This is a genomic window from Candidatus Planktophila lacus, assembly GCF_002288325.1.
Lineage (GTDB): Bacteria > Actinomycetota > Actinomycetes > Nanopelagicales > Nanopelagicaceae > Planktophila > Planktophila lacus.
The window spans coordinates 865,420-886,731 of the sequence record NZ_CP016780.1; the positions used below are offsets into that span (position 1 = coordinate 865,420).

At 48.9% G+C, this 21,312-nt stretch carries 22 protein-coding genes; 2 read left to right on the forward strand and 20 right to left on the reverse strand.

Features of this window, described 5'->3' with window-relative positions:
- Nucleotides 1-92 precede the first annotated feature (92 nt).
- The 11 genes from A1sIIB106_RS04355 to thyX form a co-directional block, all read right to left on the reverse strand.
- Complete coding sequence (locus A1sIIB106_RS04355; RefSeq protein ID WP_095677486.1) at nt 93-290, reverse strand: DUF3046 domain-containing protein; 198 nt, start codon at nt 288-290, stop codon at nt 93-95.
- A gap of 18 nt (nt 291-308) precedes the next feature.
- A complete protein-coding gene (locus A1sIIB106_RS04360; RefSeq protein ID WP_223299471.1) occupies nt 309-836 on the reverse strand; it encodes a TetR/AcrR family transcriptional regulator in 528 nt (175 codons plus the stop codon).
- Nucleotides 820-1,086 (reverse strand): helix-turn-helix domain-containing protein, encoded by a 267-nt coding sequence (locus A1sIIB106_RS04365; protein ID WP_095671834.1) that lies wholly within the window; start codon nt 1,084-1,086, stop codon nt 820-822. Before A1sIIB106_RS04365 ends, A1sIIB106_RS04360 begins: the two co-directional genes overlap by 17 nt.
- Before the next feature lie 17 nt (nt 1,087-1,103).
- The gene (locus A1sIIB106_RS04370; RefSeq protein WP_095677488.1) at nt 1,104-1,598 is read right to left on the reverse strand and encodes a CinA family protein; all 495 of its coding nucleotides are present in this window, start codon (nt 1,596-1,598) and stop codon (nt 1,104-1,106) included.
- Nucleotides 1,599-1,615: 17 nt separating this feature from the next.
- Nucleotides 1,616-2,167: a CDP-diacylglycerol--glycerol-3-phosphate 3-phosphatidyltransferase gene (gene pgsA, locus A1sIIB106_RS04375; RefSeq protein WP_095677489.1), complete on the reverse strand. Its 552-nt coding sequence runs from the start codon at nt 2,165-2,167 to the stop codon at nt 1,616-1,618.
- Complete coding sequence (rimO, locus tag A1sIIB106_RS04380) at nt 2,164-3,558, reverse strand: 30S ribosomal protein S12 methylthiotransferase RimO (RefSeq protein WP_095677490.1); 1,395 nt, start codon at nt 3,556-3,558, stop codon at nt 2,164-2,166. Before rimO ends, pgsA begins: the two co-directional genes overlap by 4 nt.
- 26 nt (nt 3,559-3,584) lie before the next feature.
- On the reverse strand, nt 3,585-4,328 hold the full coding sequence (locus A1sIIB106_RS04385; protein ID WP_095677491.1) for a helix-turn-helix domain-containing protein: 744 nt from the start codon (nt 4,326-4,328) through the stop codon (nt 3,585-3,587).
- A gap of 140 nt (nt 4,329-4,468) precedes the next feature.
- The gene (locus A1sIIB106_RS04390; protein WP_095677492.1) at nt 4,469-6,826 is read right to left on the reverse strand and encodes an FtsK/SpoIIIE family DNA translocase; all 2,358 of its coding nucleotides are present in this window, start codon (nt 6,824-6,826) and stop codon (nt 4,469-4,471) included.
- Nucleotides 6,827-6,843: 17 nt separating this feature from the next.
- Complete coding sequence (locus A1sIIB106_RS04395) at nt 6,844-8,526, reverse strand: ribonuclease J (RefSeq protein ID WP_095677493.1); 1,683 nt, start codon at nt 8,524-8,526, stop codon at nt 6,844-6,846.
- Between the two features lie 16 nt (nt 8,527-8,542).
- Nucleotides 8,543-9,430 (reverse strand): 4-hydroxy-tetrahydrodipicolinate synthase, encoded by an 888-nt coding sequence (gene dapA, locus A1sIIB106_RS04400; protein WP_095677494.1) that lies wholly within the window; start codon nt 9,428-9,430, stop codon nt 8,543-8,545.
- Nucleotides 9,431-9,447: 17 nt separating this feature from the next.
- Nucleotides 9,448-10,167, reverse strand: a complete 720-nt coding sequence (thyX, locus tag A1sIIB106_RS04405; RefSeq protein ID WP_095677495.1) for an FAD-dependent thymidylate synthase — start codon at nt 10,165-10,167, stop codon at nt 9,448-9,450.
- Nucleotides 10,168-10,227: 60 nt separating this feature from the next.
- Here thyX and A1sIIB106_RS04410 point away from each other — a divergent pair, with 60 nt between their 5' ends.
- Both A1sIIB106_RS04410 and A1sIIB106_RS04415 read left to right on the forward strand, forming a co-directional pair.
- The gene (locus A1sIIB106_RS04410; protein ID WP_223299472.1) at nt 10,228-10,902 is read left to right on the forward strand and encodes an AzlC family ABC transporter permease; all 675 of its coding nucleotides are present in this window, start codon (nt 10,228-10,230) and stop codon (nt 10,900-10,902) included.
- Nucleotides 10,893-11,216 (forward strand): AzlD domain-containing protein, encoded by a 324-nt coding sequence (locus A1sIIB106_RS04415; protein ID WP_223298652.1) that lies wholly within the window; start codon nt 10,893-10,895, stop codon nt 11,214-11,216. Before A1sIIB106_RS04410 ends, A1sIIB106_RS04415 begins: the two co-directional genes overlap by 10 nt.
- Before the next feature lie 6 nt (nt 11,217-11,222).
- Here the strand turns inward: A1sIIB106_RS04415 and A1sIIB106_RS04420 are convergent, their stop codons facing one another.
- The 9 genes from A1sIIB106_RS04420 to infB form a co-directional block, all read right to left on the reverse strand.
- Nucleotides 11,223-11,480 (reverse strand): glutaredoxin domain-containing protein, encoded by a 258-nt coding sequence (locus A1sIIB106_RS04420; RefSeq protein WP_095677497.1) that lies wholly within the window; start codon nt 11,478-11,480, stop codon nt 11,223-11,225.
- Nucleotides 11,481-11,491: 11 nt separating this feature from the next.
- A complete protein-coding gene (gene dapB / locus A1sIIB106_RS04425; protein WP_095677498.1) occupies nt 11,492-12,229 on the reverse strand; it encodes a 4-hydroxy-tetrahydrodipicolinate reductase in 738 nt (245 codons plus the stop codon).
- Entirely contained in the window at nt 12,226-13,515 is a 1,290-nt protein-coding gene (locus tag A1sIIB106_RS04430) for a M16 family metallopeptidase (protein WP_095677499.1), read from the reverse strand. Before A1sIIB106_RS04430 ends, dapB begins: the two co-directional genes overlap by 4 nt.
- Nucleotides 13,516-13,533: 18 nt before the next feature.
- Complete coding sequence (locus tag A1sIIB106_RS04435) at nt 13,534-15,735, reverse strand: polyribonucleotide nucleotidyltransferase (protein WP_095677500.1); 2,202 nt, start codon at nt 15,733-15,735, stop codon at nt 13,534-13,536.
- Nucleotides 15,736-15,928: 193 nt separating this feature from the next.
- Nucleotides 15,929-16,198, reverse strand: a complete 270-nt coding sequence (rpsO, locus tag A1sIIB106_RS04440; RefSeq protein WP_095527135.1) for a 30S ribosomal protein S15 — start codon at nt 16,196-16,198, stop codon at nt 15,929-15,931.
- A gap of 120 nt (nt 16,199-16,318) precedes the next feature.
- Nucleotides 16,319-17,209, reverse strand: coding sequence for a bifunctional riboflavin kinase/FAD synthetase (locus A1sIIB106_RS04445; protein ID WP_095677501.1), 891 nt, complete (start codon nt 17,207-17,209; stop codon nt 16,319-16,321).
- A gap of 18 nt (nt 17,210-17,227) precedes the next feature.
- Nucleotides 17,228-18,100 carry a tRNA pseudouridine(55) synthase TruB gene (gene truB / locus A1sIIB106_RS04450; protein WP_095677502.1) on the reverse strand — a complete coding sequence of 291 codons (873 nt, stop codon included), beginning with the start codon at nt 18,098-18,100 and terminating at the stop codon, nt 17,228-17,230.
- 10 nt (nt 18,101-18,110) lie between these two features.
- Complete coding sequence (gene rbfA / locus A1sIIB106_RS04455) at nt 18,111-18,542, reverse strand: 30S ribosome-binding factor RbfA (protein WP_095677503.1); 432 nt, start codon at nt 18,540-18,542, stop codon at nt 18,111-18,113.
- 2 nt (nt 18,543-18,544) lie between these two features.
- On the reverse strand, nt 18,545-21,304 hold the full coding sequence (gene infB, locus A1sIIB106_RS07225) for a translation initiation factor IF-2 (protein ID WP_095677504.1): 2,760 nt from the start codon (nt 21,302-21,304) through the stop codon (nt 18,545-18,547).
- Between the last annotated feature and the right edge of the window lie 8 nt (nt 21,305-21,312).

Sequence of the window (21,312 nt, forward strand, 5' to 3'; positions counted from 1 at the left end):
TTACGCGACGCTTTGTAAACATGGTGGAAATATAAGTTGTTAACTTGCTAAACGCAACACGCCAATTATTTGCAGATGCGATCTATATATCTTTATTTGTATTTAACAGTTTCATTTGGGTAGGCAGCACACACTGCACGCCATATTTCATGCGGCTCCAGCCCAGATTGCAACGCTTCATCAACGCTCTTACTGCCGAGTTCAGTAATTGCAATGTCTTTGCAGAAAGAAGGAGCCCATTGATCTCCGAATGAGAGAGTTAAACGTTCGCGAAGATCAGAGATACGCATTTAATCGATAATTAAGATTTAAAAGAGGGTGCGATCGACTAAGAGTTCTGCTTGTTCGCGTGACTGTGCCGGGGTTAGTGGTTGCATCGCCTGCCCCATCAGCCAGCGCATTGCAACGCCAGTGCCTGCTGCAGATTTAGTTGCGCTGTACAAACACTTAGCTAGTTCGAGATACAGGGGATGCTCTGCGTGAGAGAGCATTTCAGTGAGCGCTGCTTTATCGTGAACGCGCATCGAAGATAGGGCGCCATCTGTTGAAATATAGAGCGAGAGCTTTTCCAGGGCATCAGCCGGAGTGCCTGCTTTGTTTGCCAGGTCAATCATGAATTCAACTTCTGCCGTAATTAACGCGGAGATAACTGCAGATTTATCACGGTAATGGTTATACAAAGTCGCACGTGATACTTGTGAAGCATCAGCGATTTCAATCATGGAGATATTTGATAAACCAAATTGTGAAATTAATTTCTTGGCGCCTTCTAAAATTGCGCTCTCGGTGCGGCGGTGAGTTGCGCCCTGTGTGGCGTACTTAGGCTGCGTCGACAACGGACAACTTCGCACTCTCTTGAGACTTGAGCTCAAGTGAGACGTTGGTAATCACAGAAGAGAGAGTTAGATCAAGCGCTTCACAGATTGCATTTAATAATTCTGAGGATGCTTCCTTCTGGCCGCGTTCTACTTCAGAGAGGTAACCCAATGAAACACGTGCTTCGCGTGCAACATCGCGCAGTGTGCGTGACTGTTCAGTGCGGGCAGCGCGAAGGGTCTGGCCAACTGCAGTGCGTAGTAGCGCCATGGTGGTCATCCCTTCTCTTATTTATCGCGTTGTCTAAGGATACGCGCAAATGAGGCGATCGCGCTTGCTACGGTGGCGTTTCGCACAACTTCACGTTCACCAGAGAGCGAAAGTTCTATTACTTGAACTATCGGGCCAACGAAGGCTACGAAAACTCGGCCGGCATCAGAGCCATCGGATGGCCCAGGTCCTGCGACGCCAGTGGTTGCAATAGCCCAGGTGGAACCAAATGATTTATTGGCGCCGTGCCCCATAGCAATTGCAACTTCTTCGCTGACAACTGAGCGTTCTGCAATCACAGATTCATCTACTCCCAAGTGCGAAACTTTTATCTCAGGACGATACGCAGTAAGGGAACCAAGGAAAACATCTGAGGCGCCCGGAACAATTGTTAGCGCGTTGCTTAGCCCGCCTGCAGTAAGCGATTCTGCGGTGGAGAGAGTTTCGCCACGAGTGCGCAGCGAGTCATGGATATCGGAGACAAGGCCGAGAATCTCTTTTGAAAGCTCCATGGTGGCTCCGAATTAATCTAATTGGTGGTCTGTGGTCTAAAAGCAGATCGTACATAGTAAGCACCGGTCACGATAGTGAGTGCGATCGCAATATACATAAATCCATCACGGAACCAATAGAGCGAAGGATCTAGCGGCAGAACATAGAAACCTGTTCCGAAACCTTGGAAGGCAGCCTTTATCTTTCCGCCCTTATTCGCCGGAATTACTCCCCGCTTAACAATGGCTAATCTAAAGAAGGTTATTCCTATTTCGCGAGCCAAGATCACGATTGTGATCCACCAAGGCATGCGGTCGAGAATTGATAGGCAGATCATTGCCGTTCCGACCATCGCCTTATCCGCAACTGGATCTAGGAATTTACCTAGCTCGGTAATTTGCTGACGGCTGCGCGCTAACTTGCCATCGAAGATATCGGTCAGACCTAAGATAAAAAATATCCACCACGAAATAATCTGCCAGTTGTAATCATCTCCCCCGTTCATGAAAAGAGCAACTGCGCCAAAGGGAATTAAAACAAGACGTGCAATCGTTAAAGAATTGGGGGTAATAAAAGCAGGAAGCCTCACAGCGCTCGTGCCACCAAATCTGCGCCCATTGAATCGATCACCACAGCATCAATGTATTGCCCAACCTTGAAGTTGGTGCCAATAAATGAAGTTGTGCCGTCGACTTCAGGGCCTTGGTGTGCCGCGCGACCTTCTTGTAGTTCTTCATCTTCGATCAAGACGCGCACGCTCTCGCCAATACGGCCGGCAGCGCGCATAGAAACCATTTCATCGGCTAGCGAGGAAAGGGTTTCCACGCGCTGGCGAATTACTTCTTCTTCAACCTTGTCCGATAGATCTAGCGCTTCGGTGTTGTCCTCATCGGAGTATCCAAAGATACCGATCGCATCTAATTTAGCGGCGCTAATGAAGTTTGCAAGATCGTCGTAATCTTCTTGCGTCTCACCCGGGAAACCAACGATAAAGTTTGATCGGATTCCGGCCTCTGGAGATAGCGCTCTGATCTGAGCAATCAAATGCAAGAATTTTTCAGAATCTCCAAAGCGGCGCATGCGGCGTAAGACCGTAGGGCTGGTGTGCTGGAATGAGAGATCGAAATATGGAGCAACCTTTTCATTCTCGATCATCGCTTGCAGCAGTGATGGGCGCATCTCTGCTGGCTGTAGATAGGAAAGGCGAACTCTCTCGATACCCTCGATCGCAGCGAAGTCAGGAAGTATCTTCTCCATCAATTTTAAATCACCGAGATCTTTGCCATATGAAGTTGTATTTTCACTAACCAAGAAGAGCTCAGTGACCCCATTCTTGGCTAGCCATTTTCCTTCTTCGATGATCTCGGTTGGCTTGCGTGAGATAAATGAACCGCGGAAATATGGAATCGCACAGAACGAACAACGGCGGTCACAACCGGAGGCAATCTTTAGCGGTGCCCAAGGTGCATCACCTAAACGTTTGCGAAAGAGCGAACCGCCTGCGCCAAGTGAAGATGCAAACGATTCATCAATAGCCTCTTGGCGCGCGGCCGGGCGATCAGCAGGTGCATTTGGCAATAACGATCTGCGATCTCGTGGAACATGTGGCGTATGAGCATTTCCAGAAACAATTGATTGCAAGCGGGCTGATATATCTTGGTAATCATCGAAGCCCAAAATGCCATCGGCTTCAGGTAGCGCCTTTGCTAACTCTTGTCCGTACCGCTCGGCCATACATCCAACGGCGACAACCGCGCGCGTGGTTCCGTGGCCTTTTAGCGAATTAGCCTCAAGCAGTGCATCAATTGAATCCTTCTTTGCAGATTCAATAAAGCCACAGGTGTTAACAACAGCAACTTCGGCATCTTCAACTTCGCTAACCAGAGTCCAGCCATCGGCTGCTAGACGGCCGGCAAGTTCTTCGGAGTCGACTTCATTACGGGCGCAGCCCATGGTGACTATTGCAACTGTCCGACTCATTTGTCAGATGGTACAGCGTGCAGAGATTACTTGGATCTAAAAGTCTTACGAATCTCCTGATTACGCGCACCGAGCGGCGCTAATTTCTCTCCATTTAGCGTTAAATCAAGATCTCCCGCATTGCTTAGATAAACACTGATCGATGTTTCTGCGCTAAAGCTCTTGGTATCGCCTTGAAAGATCGGGTCTTGAAAAAGTGTTTTGCCACCGGCAACAACATGAATATTTGAACTTCCTCGCGTTGCCGAAATTGTTAACTTCATTTCTCCATCGGCTGCGGCAGGCACACTTTCAGTTGTGGCAGGTTCTGTAGCCGCTACTGAGGCAGAGGCCGAAGGTGTTGGCGTTGCAGATGGAGTTGTTGTAACAACTGGCGTTACCGTCGTTTCAGAATTCGAAATAATGATTTGACCTACTGCGATTGCAGATAAGAGAACCACTGAAGCGATTACAAGTGACTTAGGCTTAATTGATTTACGTTCCGTCGGTATTCGGGACACATTATTTTCAACCAACATATCGTGAATCTTCCGCGATTCACTGGAGTGCTCCTCGTTGTAAAGATCAATTAGCGTCTGTGGCTCCACGAAAATATGAGCGGCAATGTTGCGAAGATGTCCGCGCGCATATGTATCGCCACCACAATTAACGAACTTATTTTTTTCCATCTCAATAAGCAATCCAGGGCGAATGCTTAACCGTGATGCGAGTTCGTCAATGCTTAGGCCAGCGCTTTCGCGCGCGCCTTGCATAAATTGACCAAGTGACATTTCTGCTCGCAATGCTAAGTATCGGGATTACTGATGAGTAAAGTCTAGAACCGCAATCACCCCAGCGATAGCCATATACGTGAATCCTGAGTGAAATCACCCCCAGAGGTAGTCCCCTATTTGGTTACTGTCACCGCTCTTTAGTAATCGCGGAGCGTGGCGAGAACCGAATCGAGTTCATCAGGCTTAACCATCACAACTCGTGCCTTGGAACCTTCGGATGGACCAACGATTCCGCGAGATTCCATCAAATCCATCAAGCGGCCTGCCTTTGCAAAACCGACTCTAAGTTTACGTTGCAGCATTGAAGTAGAACCAAATTGCGTTCCAACAACTAACTCAATCGCTTGAAGAAGTAGATCTAGATCATCGCCAATTTCTTTATCAACCATCTTTGAAGATTGCGGAGCCACTGTTACATCTTCACGATAGCGAGGCGATAGTTGCTTCTTAACGTGGTTTGTAACCGCTTCAATTTCGCGCTCTGAAACGTAAGCTCCCTGAATACGAATAGCGCGGGAAGCGCCCATTGGAATAAATAAACCATCACCTTGGCCAACCAACTTTTCCGCGCCAGGGCTATCTAAGATAACGCGGCTATCGGCTAGAGAGCTTGTTGCAAAGGAAAGACGTGATGGAACGTTTGCCTTGATGAGGCCGGTAACAACATCTACTGAAGGTCGCTGTGTGGCGAGCACTAAGTGGATACCTGCAGAACGCGCCAACTGCGTAATACGTACAACCGATTCTTCAACTTCACGGGCTGCAACCATCATCAAGTCTGCGAGCTCATCGATGATTACAAGTAGATAAGGGTATGGCTCTACTACGCGATCGCTTCCTGGAGGTGGGATAACTTTTCCAGCACGAACCGCCTTGTTGAAGTCATCTATGTGTCTAAATCCAAAAGTTGAAAGATCTTCATAGCGAAGATCCATCTCGCGAACCACCCAAGTAAGAGCATCTGCTGCTTTCTTTGGGTTGGTAATAATTGGAGTAATCAGATGAGGAATACCTTCATATGCGGTTAACTCAACTCGCTTTGGATCGATTAGGACTAAGCGAACTTCATCAGGGGTCGCGCGCATCAAAATCGATGTAATCATCGCGTTAATCATCGATGACTTACCAGCGCCTGTTGCTCCTGCAACCAACAGGTGCGGCATTTTTGCCAAGTTGGCACAGACAAAGTTTCCTTCTACATCTTTGCCGAGCGCCACCAGCATTGGGTGGTGATCCTGGCCTGCAACAGTTGAGCGCATAACATCGCCCAATGCCACGATTTCGCGGTCGGTATTTGGAATCTCGATACCAACTGCAGATTTACCTGGGATCGGCGAGAGGATGCGCACATCGCTAGATGCAACAGCATATGAAATATTTTTGGCTAACGCGGTAATTCTTTCGACCTTTACCGCGTTTCCAAGCTCTACTTCATAGCGCGTAACAGTTGGGCCACGCATAAAACCTGTTACCTGTGCATCGATTTCAAACTGAAGAAAGACTTCGGTGAGCGCTCCAACAACGGTGTCATTCGCCTTTGATTTCGCCTTTGCAGCAGGGCCGGTGCGCAGTAAATCTTGTGGTGGAAGTGAATAGTTAGAGTCGGCGGTTAACAGGAGTTGTTCAGGACGTTTTCCAGTTGCTGGCGGCGCAGTTGTAGTAGCAGTCGGAGCCTGAACTACGCGAGGAACCTCAACTGTAAATTCTTCATCGAATGACTCTTCATCAATATCTTCTTCAGTTTCATCCGCATGCTGGTTCCAGGCAACCACGGGAGTTTCAAATGGAGGGGTGTCAGTAATTTCAAAGTCGGATTCTTCACGTTGCGGACGCTTTGACCAGAGCCAAATTCCAGTGTTCTTAAGGCGGATACCAACTGAAGAAAGCGGAGTCGCGGTTGTAACTAACAAACCGAAGCAGAACAGCGCGATCAAAAATGGATAGGCCAAGAGCGATGTCATCAAAGCTTCAAGTGGCATAGCTACCGCGTAGCCCAACCAACCCCCACCATGGCGTATTGCTGTTGCACCGGTTGGATTAACCGCACCTAGCGAACCATTTAACAAGTGTGCCAAACCAGATGCGCTAACAACAAGAGTGATTACGCCGACGATGATCCGTGAAGTTGCTTTGTGGCTATCTGGGGATCGGAATAAACGCATTGCAAAATAGAGAATTAAGATCGGTGCAAAGAAACCAATTCGGCCGAAGGCGCCATAGATAACTGCGTAAAGGTTTCGACCTACGAAGTTATCGGCTGCAAACCAAGTTCCAGCAAATGCAGCAAGAGCAAGAATTAAAAGTAGGAAAGCTAGGCCGTCGCGATGATGGGCCGGATCTAAGTCGCGGGCACCTCTAGCCAAGAAGCGCACTGTTGAACCCAGCGCCTTGGCGATAGTTCTCCAAAGGGCGCTAATTGAACGCCCAACAAATGAGAGCGCGGATTGCCCTGCGCCACCTGATTTGCGAGTAGTTGTGCGTTTTTTCTTAGCCACACCTTTAATCTTAGCGGTCAGACCTCAATAACTACGGGAACGATCATCGGACGGCGGCGATGTTTTCCGCCGACCCAACTGCCGATAGTGCGTCGAACTACTTGAGAAAGTTGATGAGTTCCATTTACACCTTCAGAAACCGCGTGCTTTAAGGCTTTTTCGATCTGCCCCTTAACTTCGTCAAAGAGCGCTTCATCTTCATTAAATCCACGTGCATGGATATCAGGGCCAGCGATGATCTTTCCGCTCTGTGACTCAATTACGACTACAACCGAGATAAATCCTTCTTCTCCCAAAATGCGACGATCTTTCAAAGATGATTCGGTGATATCCCCGATGCTCTGTCCATCGACGTAAACGAAACCGCAAGGAACTGCGCCAGCAACTTCGGCAACATGGTCTACCAAATCAACCACGATTCCGTTTTCGATAATAAAGGTATTTTCGCGAGGGACTCCAGATTGAATCGCTAGCTCGGCGTTGGCCTTTAAGTGGCGCCATTCACCATGCACCGGCAGGGCGTACTTTGGTTTCACAATGTTGTAGCAGTAGAGCAACTCCCCTGCGGCGGCATGTCCAGAAACGTGGACCATGGCGTTGGCTTTATGGACAACCTTGGCACCGAAGCGAGTTAATTCGTTGATAACTCTAAATACTGAATTTTCATTGCCGGGAATGAGTGAAGAAGCCAAGATAACTGTGTCGCCTTCACCAACGCGTATTTGATGATCGCCATTGGCCATTCGAGATAGCGCAGCCATTGGCTCGCCTTGTGAACCAGTACAAATCAGAACTACGCGATCATCGTAGTTATCAAGTTCTTTAGCATCGATAACAATTCCAGCTGGCACATTTAGATAGCCCATATCTTCGGCGATCTTCATATTGCGAACCATGGAGCGCCCGATGAAAACGACTTTCCGGTCATTCATCGCTGCCGTGTCAATTACTTGCTGTACGCGGTGAACATGCGATGAGAATGAGGCCACGATTACGCGCTTCTTGGTTGCGGCAATTACGCGATTTAGCGCCGGCATGATCTCGCGCTCAGCAGGTGTAAAACCAGGTACATCTGCGTTAGTTGAATCAACTAAAAAGAGATCGACGCCTTCATCACCTAAGCGCGCGAATGTACGCAGATCGGTAATGCGCCCATCAAGTGGCAATTGATCCATCTTAAAATCGCCAGTGTGAAGAACCGTGCCAGCTTTTGTATGAATGGCAACGGCTAAAGCATCAGGAATTGAATGGTTAACCGCGACGAATTCAACTTCGAATGGCCCGATATCTTCGCGCATTCCCTCTTTAACTTCGCGAGTTAGAGGTGAGATGCGGTGCTCTTTTAGTTTGGCAGTGACTAAAGCCAAGGTGAGTGCTGAACCATAGATCGCGATATCGCCGCGTTCTCGAAGTAGGTACGGAGTTGCTCCGATGTGGTCTTCATGGCCATGCGTTAAGACCAGTCCAACAACGTCATCTAAACGATCGCGGATGTAGCTAAAGTCCGGCAGAATCAAATCAATACCTGGTTGATTCTCTTCCGGAAATAGCACTCCACAATCAACAATCAATAACTTTCCATTTGTTTCAAAGACGGTCATGTTACGACCGATTTCGGCTAATCCGCCGAGTGCGACTATACGAAGCCCACCAGCAACTAACTTGCTAGGAGTACCGAGTTCGGGATGGGGATGCGTCATTGAGTGTTAATCAAAGCTATAAAGAGATACCGCCGGCGATGAGATCTTTGCGCAGTTGCGCGATCTGATCTTCGGTTGCATCTACGAGCGGAAGACGAGTATGGCCACCAGGTAGGCCCATCATATTTAGCGCGGCCTTGGTTAGGATCGCACCTTGAGTGCGGAATGTGCCAGTAAAGACTGGAAGTAACTTTTGGTGAATCTCTAGCGCTTTAGCTGCATTACCAGCGAACCAAGCATCGAGCATCGCCTTTAAATCTTTTCCAACGGTGTGGCCACAAACTGAAACCATTCCGACTGCGCCTACTGAGAGCAGAGGCAAGTTAAGAATGTCATCACCTGAGTAAACAGGGATTCCACAACGCTTAATTACCCAAGAAGTTGAAGCAACATTTCCCTTAGCATCCTTGAGCGCAACAATCTGTGGATGCTCGTAAAGGCTAACAATTGTGTCTGGTTCGATCTCAATTCCGCAGCGACCAGGGATGTCGTACATCATTACTGGTAAATCAGTTGAGCTAGCAATTGCTTTAAAGTGCGCGGCAACGCCTGCTTGTGGTGGTTTGTTGTAATACGGAGCAACAATTAGCAAACCGTCAGCGCCAGCTTTCTCGGTGCGCTTTGCTTGGTTGATTGAATAATCTGTTTCGTTATCGCCTGCACCAGAAACCACAAAAATCTTTGGCCCCACAACGTCTTTTACGACGCGGATGATCTCTTCCTTTTCAGAAGATTTAGTCGTTGGAGCCTCACCGGTTGTGCCATTGACTGCGATTCCATCGTGGCCATTTGCAACAAGATGTGCAGCCAGTTTTTCAACGCCCGGCCAATCGATCTTGCCGTTCTTATCGAACGGGGTCACCATCGCGGTGAGCATACGTCCGAATGGCGCCTCGATTGTCATGGGTGAAACCTACCGTTTTACGGTGCGATCCGTCCAGATTTCTCAAAGGCTCCGTATGTAAGCGGCATTAATTTTGCGAATTCGGCTTCCATTTTTTCGGCAACCATCTCGATTTCACGTTGTGGGTAGCTTGGAAAATGTGAACCTTCACGAGCGGTGCGAAGTGAGAGAAAGTTCATTAAGGCGCGCGCATTCATAGATACATACATCGATGAATATGTAGCAACTGGCAGAACAACGCGTGCAACTTCGCGTGCAACGCCAGCATCAAGCATCTTCTTATAACTGTCATAGGCAACTAAATATGCATCTTTCATTGCTTTAACAGAAATGTCGAATTGCTCTTTCGTGCCATCTTCAAATGTATACGCCCCAGTTTTACCAACCTGAATAAGTTTGCGCTCTTTAGATGGGATATAGAAGACCGGTTTCAATTCACGATAACGGCCAGACTCTTCGTTGTAAGAGGCGATGCGGTGGCGCATGAATTCGCGGAATACAAATATTGGTGCACTAACAAAGAAAGTCATTGAAGTATGTTCGAATGGTGAGCCGTGGCGTTCGCGAGCCAAGTAATTAATCAGCCCTGCAGAGCGCGCAGGATCCTCCCCGATCTCGTCCATTGATTGCTCACCAGCGGTAGAAACACGTGCTGCCCAAATTACATCGGCATCACTGGCGCTGGCTTTGACTAGTTCAACGGTTACATCGTCGCGGAAAATGACTTCATTACTCATGGGCGTCACCTTATATATATGCCGCTACCTCACCGAGGATATCTAGGGCAGAATGCACCCGTGTCTAGAGTGAACCGCGCCACCGCTGCGCAATCTTTGAGCGTTTCGCTCACTGTAGGCGCCTACGGGATCGCATTCGGTGCAGCCTCGGTAGCCGCGGGTTTCACGGTTCTTCAATCTTGCTTGCTTTCTCTCCTCACATTTACCGGCGCATCTCAGTTTGCGGTTGTTGGAGTTCTCGGTGCCGGTGGTAGCGCACTGAGTGGAATCGCAACTGCAACGTTGCTCGGAGTCCGAAACACTTTATATGGGCTAAGAATGGCGCCAGTTTTAAACGTCCGTGGTTTGAAGCGGGTATTCGCCGCGCAGTTAACTATTGATGAGTCAACAGGCGTTGCACTTTCACAAGAAAATTTAGGAGTTCGTGAGGCTCGCCAAGGTTTCTGGTTAACCGGAATCGGCGTCTACGTTTTTTGGAATCTCTTTACTTTAGCGGGAGCGCTCGGTGCGCAAGCAATGGGAAATCCCGCTGCGTGGGGACTGGATGCGGCAGTTCCTGCAGCATTCCTGGGCCTTCTTTGGCCACGGTTAACAAATAAGAGCGAACGTTTATTGGCCGTTGCTGCTTGCACACTGGCACTGGCGATGACGCCTTACTTTGTTCCTGGTTTTCCAATTATCGCGACGGCAGTTCTTGCTGTGATTTTCGGATTGCGAGCCAAGATATGGAAATAAATTTGATTGAACCGTTCTGGCTCGCCGTTATCGGCACCAGCCTTCTGGCTTTTCTACTGAAAATTCTGGGCTACAGCGTTCCAAAAAAGTGGCTCTCAAATCCAAGAGCTCTAAAGATTAATTCGCTGATACCGATTGCGCTACTTAGCGCACTGGTTGCCGTGCAGTCATTCACACAAGATTCACGAATCGTTGCTGATCAGCGAATGGCAGGAGTTGGCGTGGCTGTGCTCGCGCTAATTCTGCGAGCACCGTTTCCGGTTGTGGTTATTTCAGCAGCTGCGACATCGGCTGCGCTATTCCACTTAAATTAAAATTTATTAGATAATTTTTAGCGCTTGTAACTTTGCCTTGAGATCATTATCTGAAGGCTCAGTTAGATGTGTTCCATCTGAAAATACGATTACTGGGATTGACTGGGCTCCCCCGTTGATCTCAATTACCTTGGCAGCAGCTGATTTATCTGCTTCAACATCGATGTGATTTACCTGAACATCAAGTTCTTCAAGGAGGCGCTTCGAACGACGGCAATCTCCGCACCAGTCAGCACCGTACATAGTGATATCTGCTTTAGCCATTTGATTGCTCCTTACATAAATTTCTCAAGGCCGAAGGTCAGCCCTGGTTTTGAAATAACGCTGCGCACACCAAGTAATACACCTGGCATAAATCCGGCGCGATCTAGTGAGTCATGGCGAATCGTGAGGGTCTCACCTAAGCCACCAAGTAAAACTTCTTGGTGCGCGATTAGTCCGCGCAGACGAACTGAGTGAACTGGGATATCGCCAACTGTTGCGCCCCGTGCACCATCTAGCGAAGTCGTAGTTGAATCTGGCATCGCACCTAGCCCAGCTTCTTTGCGCGCCTTCGACATTAGCTCTGCCGTACGCGATGCAGTGCCAGAAGGAGCATCAACTTTATTTGGATGGTGAAGCTCAATGATCTCCGCTGATTCAAAGTATTTTGCGGCCTTGGTTGCAAACTCCATCATTAATACCGCACCAATTGCGAAGTTTGGAGCGATCAAGATACCGACCGATGGGTTAGCAGCGATTAACTTTTCTAGCGTTGCAATTCGTGCAGCGTCAAATCCTGTTGTACCGACGACTGCATGAATCCCGTTATTGGCTAAAAACTCAAGGTTGGCCATTACTGAATCAGGAGTAGTGAAATCAACGACTACTTGAGCACCGCTGCTCTTTAGAGTTTCAAGTGAGTCACCGAGATCAAGTGCGGCAACGAGTTCGAGATCTGCGGCTTCAGTAACAGCCTTAACGACCTCAGCACCCATGCGACCTCTCGCACCAAGTACTCCGACTTTGATCATGACTTCAACACCTTTTCAAATTTCGCTTCGCTCTTAAATGGTCCGACAAGAGCAAGGGTAGGCGATTTGGTGAGAAATTCGTTGGCAATTTCGCGGACATCAGTTGGGTTTACGCGTGAGATCGCTTTTAGGATCTCGTCAAAGCCCATTACCTGGCCGTAGACAATTTCATTCTTACCGATACGGCTCATACGTGAACCTGAATCTTCTTGGCTCAAAACTAGAGACCCACGAACCGCACCTTTTGCGCGCTCAATCTCTTCATGGCTCATTCCGTTTTCTGCAACATCAGCCAGAACTTCACGGATAATCTCGATAACTTCAATCGCCTTTGTTGGATTACAGCCGGCATAGAAACCGATCTGGCCAGAGCCAGCAAATTGTTGAGCGTAGGCATAGACCGAATAAGCAAGGCCACGCTTCTCGCGGATCTCTTGGAATAAACGTGAAGACATTCCGCCGCCAAGTGCCGAAGCTAGTACGCCCATTGCAAAGCGGCGTTCATCACTACGCGCAACGCCTTCCATGCCATAGAACATATGTGCTTGCTCAGTTTTGCGAGTCAATAATCCAACGCTCTGCATTGGCTTGGTCTTGAAAGGTGTATTTGGGCGAATCTGCGGAGATCCCTTAACGTCAAGGAAGTTATCGCGAGAAAGCGCTTCTTCAACCATGGCGACTACGCGCTTATGTTTAATATTTCCAGCAACCGCAACGACGAGATCCTGTGGCAGGTACTTCTTCTTATAGTAGTTAAAGACGCTGCTGCGGGTCATATCTGAAATCGATTTAATAGTACCCAGAATTGGACGACCTAATTGTGTATCGCCATAGTAAGTCTCGGCATATAGATCATGGACTAGATCGCTCGGATCATCATCGCGCATCGCGATTTCTTCAAGAACAACCTTGCGCTCTGCATCAACATCTAAAGCCGAAACAATAGATGAGGTAATTAAATCTGAGACAACATCGATCGCCATAGGTAGATCGGTATCAATTACGCGCGCATAGAAGCAGGTGTATTCCTTGCTAGTAAAGGCGTTCATTTCGCCACCGACTGCTTCGATCGTTGCTGAAATTTCTAAAGCGTTGCGGCGCGTGGTGCCTTTAAATAGAAGATGCTCTAGAAAGTGAGAAGCCCCAGCAACGGCCGGGGTTTCATCACGTGAACCAACATTTACCCAGATACCGATCGCGGCGCTGCGTACCGACGGAACTTCTTCCGTGACGATACGCAGACCGCTAGGTAATACTGTGCGCACTACTGGGCGACGAACTGACATTTAGAGTCTGTTCTCTACTTACTCAGCGCTCGGGGTTGATCCATCTTCGAGAACTGGAACAAGTGAGAGCTTGCCCTTGGGATCGATTTCACCGATCTCAACCTGAATCTTGTCGCCAACCTTCATAACTTCTTCAAGGTTTTCAATGCGCTTTCCACCATGCATCTTGCGAATCTGAGATACGTGGAGCAAGCCATCTTTACCTGGCATAAGAGAAATGAATGCACCAAATGCAGCAAGCTTTACAACGGTACCGAGGTAGCGCTCTCCAACTTCTGGCATTTGTGGGTTAGCGATCGCATTGATCTGTGCACGTGCAGCTTCTGCTGACGGACCATCGACTGCGCCGATGTAGATCGTGCCATCATCTTCGATTGAGATATCAGCGCCAGTTTCATCTTGGATCTGGTTGATGATCTTGCCCTTAGGCCCGATTACCGCACCGATCTGATCTACTGGAATCTTTACAGAGATGATGCGAGGAGCAAATGGACTCATCTCATCAGGAGTATCGATCGCTTCATTCATGACATCAAGGATCGCAAGACGCGCTTCCTTTGCTTGGTGAAGTGCTCCGGCAAGAACTGATGCAGGAATACCATCAAGCTTGGTATCTAGTTGAAGGGCTGTAACGAAATCTTTTGTTCCGGCAACCTTGAAGTCCATATCTCCGAATGCATCTTCTGCACCCAAGATATCTGTCAAAGCAACGTATTCAACCTTGCCATCGACGGTATCTGAGATAAGACCCATTGCAATACCTGCAACTGGAGCCTTTAGTGGAACACCAGCGTTAAGCATCGCAAGTGTTGATGCACAAACAGAACCCATTGAAGTTGAACCGTTTGAACCAAGTGCTTCAGAGACCTGACGGATTGCGTAAGGGAACTCTTCGCGAGTTGGAAGAACTGGAACAAGTGCACGTTCAGCAAGGGCTCCGTGTCCTATTTCGCGGCGCTTTGGTGTGCCAACACGACCAGTTTCACCAGTTGAATAAGGTGGGAAGTTGTAGTTGTGCATGTAACGCTTGTGGTTTTCTGGGTTCAAAGTATCGAGCTGTTGCTCCATCTTGAGCATGTTAAGAGTTGTGATTCCGAGAATCTGAGTCTCGCCACGTTCGAAGATCGCTGATCCGTGAACGCGAGGAATAACTTCAACTTCTGCAGATAGCGCACGGATATCGCGAAGACCGCGACCATCGATACGGATCTTGTCGCGCAATACGCGCTGGCGAACCAACTTCTTAGTGAGTGAGCGGAATGCGGCAGGAACTTCTTTTTCGCGACCTTCGAAGGCAGCAGAAACTGATTCCTTAGTTGCAGCAGAGATCTCATCGATCTTTGTCTCGCGCTCTTGCTTGCCAACAATTGTTAGCGCCTTTGCAAGATCATCCTTGGCAGCCTTTTCAACTGCTGCGAATACATCGTCTTGGTAATCCAAGAAGACAGGGAATTCAGCAGTTGGCTTTGCAGCAACCTTGGCTAACTTCGACTGTGCTTCGCAGAGAATTTTGATAAATGGCTTAGCTGCATCAAGTCCTTGTGCCACAACTTCTTCAGTAGGAGTTGGTTGACCGCTCTTGATTAGCTCGATTGTCTTAGCTGTTGCTTCTGCTTCAACCATCATGATTGCAACATCGCCATCGCTGATGCGACCGGCAACGACCATATCGAATACAGCGTTTTCAACCTGTGAGTGGTTAGGGAAGGCAACCCATTGTCCGTCGATCAAAGCAACGCGAACGCCACCGATTGGACCTGAGAATGGAAGACCAGCAAGTTGTGTAGACATTGATGCTGCGTTGATCGCGATCACGTCGTACATGTGGTCTGGATCAAGGGCCATAACTGTTACAACGATTTGCACTTCGTTACGAAGTCCCTTTACGAATGATGGACGCAATGGGCGGTCGATCAAACGACAAGTAAGAATTGCATCTTCTGAAGGACGGCCTTCGCGACGGAAGAATGATCCTGGGATGCGACCAACTGCGTACATCTTCTCTTCAACATCTACTGTCAAAGGAAAGAAATCGAATTGATCCTTTGGAGTCTTTGACGCTGTTGTTGCTGAGAAGATCATTGTCTGATCGTCTAAGTAAACAGCTGCTGCTCCTGCTGCTTGACGCGCTAGGCGTCCGGTTTCAAAGCGGATTTCACGCTTTCCGAATTTGCCGTTATCGATAACGGCTACTGATGACTGAACTTCTTGACCCTCCATAGGTCCTCCTTTTTATATGAACTTGCTTATGTACCCGAACCAGGTTCGCAAGGAGTTCTCGATTAAAAGTTAAGTAATGAATCGTCGATCGAAGTTCACGCACAGGGATAAACCTTGCGGAAACCACTACCGAGGACCATTAGCTTTAAAGATTAATGAAAAAGCCAAACTCCCCTGGCGGGTAGTTATTTAATTAGCGGCGAATACCGAGCTTTTCGATAATCGCGCGATAACGATTGATATCTGTCTTAGACAAGTACTGAAGGATGCGACGACGCTGACCTACGAGCAACAACAGACCGCGACGGTTGTGGTGATCGTGTGGGTTGGTCTTCAAATGTGTAGTGATGTCTTCAATACGACGTGAGAGCAAAGCAACCTGTGCTTCTGGGCTTCCGGTGTCGGTAGCTGATGAGCCGTACTTTGCGATGATTTCTTTCTTTACTTCTGGTGTTAACGCCATTTCTGGACTCCTTTTAGTTACCGCCACGACGGTGACCGGTTTGATACACGGTCACTCACTTTGATCGTTGGACAGGGGCAAGGTTACCAGCGGGGCTGTGGGTAAAGGAAATCGAGGGATTTAGCCCTCAGTTAACGCTCGTGCGCGATCGCAATCTAACTTCATCTGCGCCAATAGCGGCTCAAGGCCATCGAATTTCAAGGTATCGCGCAGGCGCCAGCCAAATTCAATTGAAGCGTTCTTGTCATAGAGATCTAATCCCTCTTGATCAAGTGCATATGCCTCTACTTGGCGACCACGTACGCCTTCAAATGTTGGATTGGTGCCGATTGAAATTGCTGCAGGCCAGAAGTTAATTCCGACCGTTAGCCATCCTGCATATACGCCATCGGCAGGAATTGTTTGGCCATCAATATTTCCTAAGTTGGCGGTTGGATATCCAATTTCGCGACCACGTTTTTCACCGTGCACAACAACGCCATCTAGGCGGTGTGGGCGAGAAAGTAAGGTGCGCGCTTCTTCAACCTTTCCTTCAACAACTAATTTGCGGATGCGCGAAGAAGAAATAACATCACTTTCTTCAGACTTTAACTCTTGGACATCTACGGTGAAGTTAAAGTTCAAACTATCCTTGATTAGCGACTCGATATTACCTGCTGCTTTATGGCCATAAGTGAAGTTCTTGCCCACGATAACTGTAGAAACGCTCAACTGGCTGACTAGAACATCCTTCACAAAATCTTCCGGAGACATAGCCGCAAATTTCTCGTTGAACTTAAGCACCGCCACTTGATCGGCGTTGTGGATCTTTAACAACTCCACGCGATCAGCCAAGGTGGTCAGCATCGTCGGAGCGCGATCTGGAGCAAATACCTGCATCGGATGTGGATCGAAAGTTAACGCGATTATTGAACGGCCATCGGCGATCTCTTTGGCGCGGTTAAGCAATAACTGGTGGCCTTTATGTACGCCATCGAAGACGCCTATTACGACGACGCTTCCAGAACTCATCTGCCTATTATCTCTGAATTAATTCGCCGCTGCAAAAACCGCTATCGGTTTTGCCTTGCCGGATTCGTTCTGTAAAAGTGCAATTAGGCGGTTATCTGGTGAGAGCGCAGCAAAGATATCTTCACCTGAATTTGAAGGAAGTGGTCTTCCGAATGAGAGTTCGGCAACCTCATCAAGCGCTAACTCGCGGACCGAGAATGTGGCACGCGCAACATCTGCTAGATCTAAAGTTTTAAAATCTTGCGCCTTGAGCGCATCGAAGGTAATCGCCTGATCAATTGCGAATCCCGCAACTCGCGTACGGCGCAACGCTGATAAGTGACCACCAACGGCTAATTCACTGCCTAGATCGCGTGCGATTGCGCGAATGAAAGTGCCAGCCGAACAAGTGACATCGATATCTATTTCGATTCGTGAACCGGTACGGCGAATATCTAGTACATCTAAAGATGAAATTGTGATCGTACGAGCGGCCAGCTCAAATACTTCGCCGGCGCGCACTCGGTCATAGGCGCGCTCTCCTGCAACCTTTACAGCAGATACCGAACTTGGGCGTTGCTGAATCTCCCCCACCATTCTGGAAAGGTCTACTCTAATTTCTTCGTCGGTAATCTTTGAAGCATCAGCTTCAGAAATGACTTCACCTTCTTGATCATCGGTAACTGTTGCCGCACCTAATACAACAGTTGCCAGATAAGACTTGTCGCCATCGGTGATGTACTGCAGTAAACGTGTACCGTTACCAAAACCGAGTACGAGTACACCGGTGGCCATTGGATCTAGCGTGCCAGCATGGCCAACTTTGCGCGTACCAAGGGCTTTGCGCGCAACTGCCACAACATCATGGCTGGTCATGGCAGGTGCTTTATCTACGACTAAGAAGCCATCCATTATTTAGGAGTTAATCTTCAATAACTTTTGGAGCTTTATAGGGATCTGCTCCCCCAGCAAATGTTGCATTCTTACGCAGTTGAGCAACCTCAGCATCTAGAACATGGACCTTATCCAAGAGCGAATCAAGCGCTTTCGCAGATTCAGGAAGTCCATCTTCAAAGAATTCGATAGTCGGAGTAATGCGAGTCTGAAGATCGCGACCTACAGCGCTGCGAATGACTCCTTTTGCGCTCTCAAGTGCAGCGGCAGTTGCAGCGCGTTGTTCTTCATCACCTAATACGGTGTAGAAGATCGACGCGTTTTGCAGATCGCCAGTTACGCGCGCATCTGTGACAGTGACGAAACCGAGACGAGGATCTTTAATCTTCGTCTCAAGCAGCTGCGCCACTACCACTTTGATGCGATCGGCAACTTTCTGAGTGCGATGTGATTGGCCCATGGTTATGCGCGCTTCTTCTCGCGCATCTCAAAGACCTGAATAGTGTCTCCGATTTGCAGATCCTTCATATTGCCAAGGCCAATACCGCACTCGAAGCCTTCTTTAACTTCGGTGGCATCGTCCTTGAAGCGCTTGAGCGAATCAATGGTGAGGTCATCGGCGATGATTTCAGTGCCGCGCATGATGCGCGCCTTGGCATTTCGCTTGATAGAACCATCGCGAACGATTGAACCTGCGATATTGCCGGCCTTTGAAGATTTGAAGATCTCACGGACTTCAGCGTTACCGAGAACGATTTCTTCGTACTCTGGCTTGAGCAAGCCCTTAAGAGATAGTTCGATCTCTTCAATTGCATTGTAGATAACTGAATAGAAGCGAACTTCTACGCCTTCTTGATCAGCATAGATCGCTGTCTGTGGTTCTGGCTTAACGTTAAAGCCAATAACTACAGCAGTTGATGCTGATGCCAAAGTTATATCTGACTTGGTGATTGCACCAACGCCACGGTGGATAACGCGTAGATCAACTTCTGCTCCGACATCGAGTTGCATAAGTGCATCTTCGAGCGCTTCGACAGAACCTGAAACGTCACCCTTAAGGATGAGGTTAAGTGTTGAGACCTTGGACTGCTCCATAAAGTCTTCAAGTGAAACCTTCTTACGCGCCTTAGCAAGTTGCGCGTTACGTTCTGCAGCCTGACGCTTTTCAGCGATCTGACGCGCAGTACGGTCTTCATCTGCAACCAAGAAGGTATCGCCCGCACTTGGAACCGATGTGAAACCGAGAACCTGTACTGGACGAGATGGTCCGGCGCTTTCTACGCTCTCACCGTGCTCATCGAGCATCGCACGAACGCGACCAAATGAACCGCCGGCAACAATTGCATCACCGATTTTGAGCGTTCCGCGTTGCACAAGAACTGTGGCAACTGGTCCGCGACCGCGATCGAGGTGAGCTTCAATTGCAACACCGCGCGCTGAATCTTCGGCAACTGCGCGAAGATCGATTGCAGCATCTGCTGTAAGAAGAATTGCATCAATGAGTTCGTTGACGCCAACGCCTGATTTAGCAGAGACGTTTACGAAGAGAGTTTCTCCGCCGTACTCTTCTGCGATCAAGTTGTACTCAGTCAATTGCTGGCGGACCTTATCTGGGTTCGCGCCTTCTTTATCAACCTTGTTAACGGCAACCACGATTGGGACATCTGCAGCTTGAGCATGGTTTAACGCTTCAATTGTCTGCGGCATGATTCCGTCATCTGCTGCAACAACGAGTACTGCGATATCTGTGACCTTGGCACCACGAGCACGCATAGCGGTGAAGGCTTCGTGGCCAGGTGTATCGATAAAGGTAATCGCACGGTTTACGCCGTCGTGATCATGGTGAATTTGGTAGGCACCGATGTGCTGTGTGATTCCACCGGCTTCGGTCTTTAGGACCTCAGATTTACGTATGGCATCGAGCAAACTGGTCTTACCGTGATCGACGTGTCCCATAACAGTTACAACTGGGGGACGTGCAACCAGTAGATCTGCATCCAGATCGGCAAGTTCTTGCGCAAGATCGATATCGAAATCTTGCAAGAGTTCACGGTCTTCATCTTCTGGGCTAACAATTTGGATTACATATCCAAGTTGTGCACCAAGAATTTCAAATGTGTCAGCATCAACTGATTGAGTTGCAGTAACCATTTCACCTAGGTGGAATAGCGCAGCAACCAACGCTGCTGCATCTGCACCGATCTTTTCAGCGAAATCTGCAAGAGTTGAACCGCGACGCATACGGATCTGAGTCTTTCCATCACCGTGCGGAATAACTGCGCCACCCAATTGTGGAGCTTGCATATTGTCGAATTCATCGCGCAGCGCTTTTCTTGATTTTGGTTTGCGCTTGCTGCTCTTACTTGCATTCTTTCCAAATGCACCTGCAGCGCCGCCGCGACCTGGACCGCGATTAGGACCGCCGCCGGGACGTTGTGGGCCACCAGTCGTTGGTGCACCAGTTGAAGGACCACTTGAACGATATGGACCAGAAGATGCACCTGGTGCACCTGCACCTGCAGGACGTGACTGATAATTTCCAGGACCGCCAGTACCTGCAGGACGTGGAGTATTTGGACGCGCTGCAAAACCTGGGCGAACAGAACCAGGACGCGGTCCTGACATTCCGGGACGTGCACCTGGTGCACCTGCAGGTCGTTGTGGTGGACGTGGAACCGCACCACCAGTTGAGAATGGATTATTTCCGGGACGTGGTGGGCGTGGAACCACAGGTGTTGTTCCACCCGCAGTTGAAAATGGATTGTTGCCTGGGCGCGGTGTAGTTGGTTTGCTTTCTGGCGCAGGAGTTTCCGCATCTGCAGTTGGTGCAGTTGGTGCAGTTGGTGCAGTTGGTGCAGTTGGTGCAGTTGGTGCAGTTGGTGCAGTTGGCGTTGCCGCTGCTTGCGCAGCGCTTTCAGCGCGCGATGCTTTTAGCGCCTCTAAATCAACGCCGAGTTCGGCGGCAAGTTCTGCGGCAAGTTCAGGGTTAACTTCTGCTGTTTTCTTAGCAGCGGTCTTCTTTGCAGCTGCTTTCTTAACTGGCTTCGCATCGGAAACTGGCTTGGCATCGGGATACATCTCGATGAGCTTGCGCACGACTGGCGCTTCTACAGTTGATGATGCTGAGCGGACGAATTCGCCCATTTCTTGGAGTTTTGCAAGGACAACCTTGCTCTCCATACCGAGTTGTTTTGCCAACTCATGTACGCGGACCTTTGACACATTTCTCC